Origin of the sequence: Micromonospora sp. NPDC048843 (genome assembly GCF_040649965.1) — a bacterium.
Lineage (GTDB): Bacteria > Actinomycetota > Actinomycetes > Mycobacteriales > Micromonosporaceae > Micromonospora > Micromonospora hortensis.
This window is the reverse complement of record NZ_JBEZGJ010000328.1, coordinates 1-3,775: the sequence shown is the minus strand read 5'-3', so window position 1 is coordinate 3,775 and position 3,775 is coordinate 1. Positions and strand designations below refer to the sequence as shown.

Sequence of the window (3,775 nt, the reverse complement as noted above, 5' to 3'; positions counted from 1 at the left end):
TCGACGACGGCGACATCGCCGCCATCGCCTAACCACCCCACCTGGCCAAAACCAGCCATCGACCGAATCGCGAACGGTGCCGTGCCCGAGCTCAGACGACGGTGCAGGACGCGCCGTTGAGAGTGAACGAGGACGGTCGGGCGTTGTCACCGGTGTGGGTGGCCTGGAAGCCGAAGCTCACCGAGCCGTTGGCGGGGATGCCGCCGTTGTAGGCGACGTTGCGGGCCGTCACCTGCCCCGAACTGGGCGAGTAGGTGGCGTTCCAGCCCGAGGTGATGGTCTGCCCACCCGGCAGGGTGAAGACCACTGACCAGCCGTTGACGGCGCTGGTGCCGGTGTTCGTGACCGTGATGTTCTCGGTCAAACCGCTGTTCCAGGCGTTGACGGCGACTGTCACCCGGCAGGCGCCGGAAGCCGGCGGCGGGGTGGTCGGCGGTGGCGTGGTGGGGGGTGGCGTGGTGGGGGGTGGCGTGGTCGGGGGCGGCGTGGTCGGGGGCGGCGTCGTGGGGTCGGTCAGTCCGAAGAACGCGATGGCGGACGCGGCCATGCCGCCGGAGGGCAGGCTGTGTCCGGCCCCCTGGATGCTGTACGCCTCGACCTGGACGGTGCCACCGCTGTCGGCGTACCGACGCCGGTTCCAGTTGGCCTGGGGCGTGTCGGTGGAGGTGGGTGTCTGGCTCAGCCCGAACACGTTGGTCCACTGCTCGATCGCCTCCTGCAACAGCGAGTACGGCACGAGCGTGTCGTTGGTGCCGTGCCACAGCTGCACGCGCGGGCGGGGCCCTGAGTAACCGGGGTACGCCTGCCGGACCGCGTCGCCCCACTGCTGCGGGGTCCTGTTCATGTTTCCGCCGGTGCACTGGCTGCTGGTGGGCGGAAAGTCCGCCGCGTTGGCGAAGCAGTTGAAGGGCACGCCCATGAACGCGGCGCCGGCCTTGAACAGGTCGGGGTGGAGGGCGAGCATGTGGTTGGTCATCATGCCGCCGGACGAGCTGCCGGTGGCGTAGACCCGCTCCGGGTCGGCCGCGTACTGCTGCTGCACGTACCGGACCATCGAGACGATCGACACCGGGTCGCTGCCGCCGCCACGACGCTTGGCGGCTTCCGACCAGACGTCGAAGCAGTTGCCGAACCCGGCCTGCTGGGTGGCGGACGGGTAGATCACGATGTACCCGTAGCGGTCCGCGAGGCTGGCGAACTCGCTCCCGGAGTAGAAGCCGGGGCCGGACCCGCCGCAGCCGTGCATGGCCACCACGACCGCCGGCCGGGCCGGGCGGTTGTCCGGCACGTAGACGTGCATGCGCATCCGGCCCGGGTTGTCACCGAAGCTGGTCACCTCGGTCAGTGACGCCGCATACGCGGGCCCGACGGTGGGGGCCACCAGGCCGGCCGCCACCAGTGCCGCGGCCAGGGCGAGTAGCAGTTTCCTTCTGATTCTCAACGGACGACTCCTTCGATTGCCTGTGCAGGCTGGATTGGCCGTGCGACCCGGTCGCGGTGTGCCCGACTCCCGCGGTGATCGCACGATGCCCGCTACCTGTGGCTCGCCCAGCCCGGCTTCGGATGGCGTCGCGTGGCAGTTAGTGTTCCCGCCGAGCCAGGAAGTGTCAATCGAAAGCCTTCGATTTACGGGGAGTGGTGGCCGTCCGTCTACAGTCGTCGTGCCGTCCCCGAGCAGCGCGGAGCGCCTGTGGCAAGTCCTTTCGACATTGACGACATCTATCCGGACGACGGAGACCAGCCACTGCGGCTGCCCCGCCGGCAGGTCGGTAGCTCGCCCCAAGGCGTCGCGGTGACCCTGCTGGCGGACTACACGCTGCGGACCCGGGTCGCCCTGCCGTCCGCGGCCATCGTCGCGCTGCTCGGGGAGACCGGCGTGACGACGGCCGGAGCGCGGACCGCGATCAGTCGGTTGGCCCGCCGTGGTGTGTTGGAGGGCAGTCGACTGGGGCGGCGCAGCTCCTACCGGCTCAGCCGCGCCGCCGCCGCCAACCTTTCCGCCGGCGGGCAGTGGATTCTCGCCGCCAGCACCTCGACGGCGCTGTGGGACGGGTGTTGGACGATCGTCGCCTTCTCGCTGCCGCAGGATCACAGTACGCAGCGCCGAGCCCTGCGGGCGCAACTCCGGTGGCTCGGCTACGCGCCGCTGTACGACGGTCTCTGGATCTCGCCGCAGGAGCTGACTCCCGCGGCTCGGGCCGAGCTCGACCGGCTCACCCTCGGCGCCGTGACGGTGTTTCGCGGGCGGCAGAGCGCGCTCGCCTCGGCCACTCACCGTGCGCCGATCGAGGCTTGGGACATCGAGGCGATCGGTCGCAGCTACGACGCGTTCCTCCGGCGCTGGACGCCGCTGTTGTCCGGGGTGCTGTCCGGGCAGATCGACGGCGCCGCCGCGGTGCGGGCCCGTACCGAGGTGATGGACACCTTCCGGCGTTTTCCCGTCCTCGATCCGCAGTTGCCAGTGGAGCTGCTTCCACGGGACTGGCTCAGGCGTCCGGCGCGGGAGTTGTTCGCGGCCGTTTACGACGGCCTGGCCACACCCGCCGAGCGACACGTCCGAGCGGTCGTCGAGCGCTTCGCCGACGCCGCGCAGCCCGGCATCGCCGCCCACACCACAGCCGAACTGGTCGCCGGAGTGCGCGCCGACGTGGATCCGGCGCAGCCGTCTCCGAGTGGCTCCGACACCGGGTGCTCGTGAACGGTCAGGAGTCGCGGCCACGACTGTGAGCGATAACAGGGTTGCCCTCCGGCGTGGCCCGAGCGGTGCGGTGGTACGACTCTTCCGCTGGTCGCGCGGCGGCTGAGCACTGTTGCACTGGGCGTTTGGTGCCGGGCGAAACGCGGCGTTCCGGGAGATCGGCGTGAACGGCCCGTTACGTCTTGACGAACGGCATGTTATCGCTCACTCTCGATATAGAGGACGATCGTTCCCGTGGCTCACCGGGCGAGCCGCACGGGTCGTACCTCGGATCACGACGTCCGCAAGGGCATGCGGCCGTCACCTCGGGACCGGCGGTCGCCGGCGACAGCCCTCTCGGACCAACCGCGCGTGCTGATGCCGGGTGGCCAGGAAGACCGTTCCGATCGGTCGCCCCGAGTGAAGTGGCACATCACCACCACCGATGCAACCACTGAAAAGGAACGCCATGAAACCCATGAGAACGATGCTGGCGGCGGCGACCATCGCCGTCGCCCTCACCACCGGTATGACGGTGGCGCTGACTCCCGCATCCGGTGCCGGCACGACCTTGAAGGCGGCCGCCGCCGAGAAGGGCCGCTACTTCGGCGCCGCCGTCGCGACCGGCAAGCTCTCCACCAGCGCCTACACGACGATCTTGAACCGTGAGTTCAACAGTGTCGTGGCCGAGAACGAGATGAAGTGGGACGCCACCGAGCCGCAGCAGGGCCAGTTCCGGTACACCGGTGGTGACCGTCTGGTCAGTCACGCGCAGGCCAATGGCATGAGTGTGCGAGGCCATGCGTTGTTGTGGCACCAACAGGAGCCGGGCTGGGCGCAAAGCATGTCGGGCAGCGCGTTGCGCAGCGCGATGATCAACCACGTCACCCAGGTCGCCTCGTACTACCGGGGAAAGATCCACTCGTGGGATGTGGTGAACGAGGCGTTCGCCGACGGTGGTAGCGGCGGGCGTCGGGATTCGAATCTGCAGCGCACCGGTAATGACTGGATCGAGGCGGCGTTCCGGGCGGCGCGGGCGGCGGATCCGGGTGCGAAGTTGTGTTACAACGACTACAACACCGACGGGATCAACGCGAA

The 3,775-nt window shown here is 69.2% G+C and carries 3 protein-coding genes; 2 read left to right on the top strand and 1 reads right to left on the bottom strand.

Annotated elements, in window-relative coordinates:
* Positions 1–91 precede the first annotated feature (91 nt).
* Entirely contained in the window at positions 92–1,441 is a 1,350-nt protein-coding gene (locus AB0C20_RS35595) for a PHB depolymerase family esterase (RefSeq protein ID WP_357569662.1), read from the bottom strand.
* 249 nt (positions 1,442–1,690) lie between these two features.
* Between AB0C20_RS35595 and AB0C20_RS35590 the strand changes: the two genes are divergently transcribed.
* Complete coding sequence (locus AB0C20_RS35590) at positions 1,691–2,698, top strand: PaaX family transcriptional regulator C-terminal domain-containing protein (protein WP_357569661.1); 1,008 nt, start codon at positions 1,691–1,693, stop codon at positions 2,696–2,698.
* Positions 2,699–3,164: 466 nt separating this feature from the next.
* Positions 3,165–3,775, top strand: a 611-nt coding sequence (locus AB0C20_RS35585) for an endo-1,4-beta-xylanase (RefSeq protein ID WP_357569660.1), incomplete at its 3' end; no start/stop codon positions are given.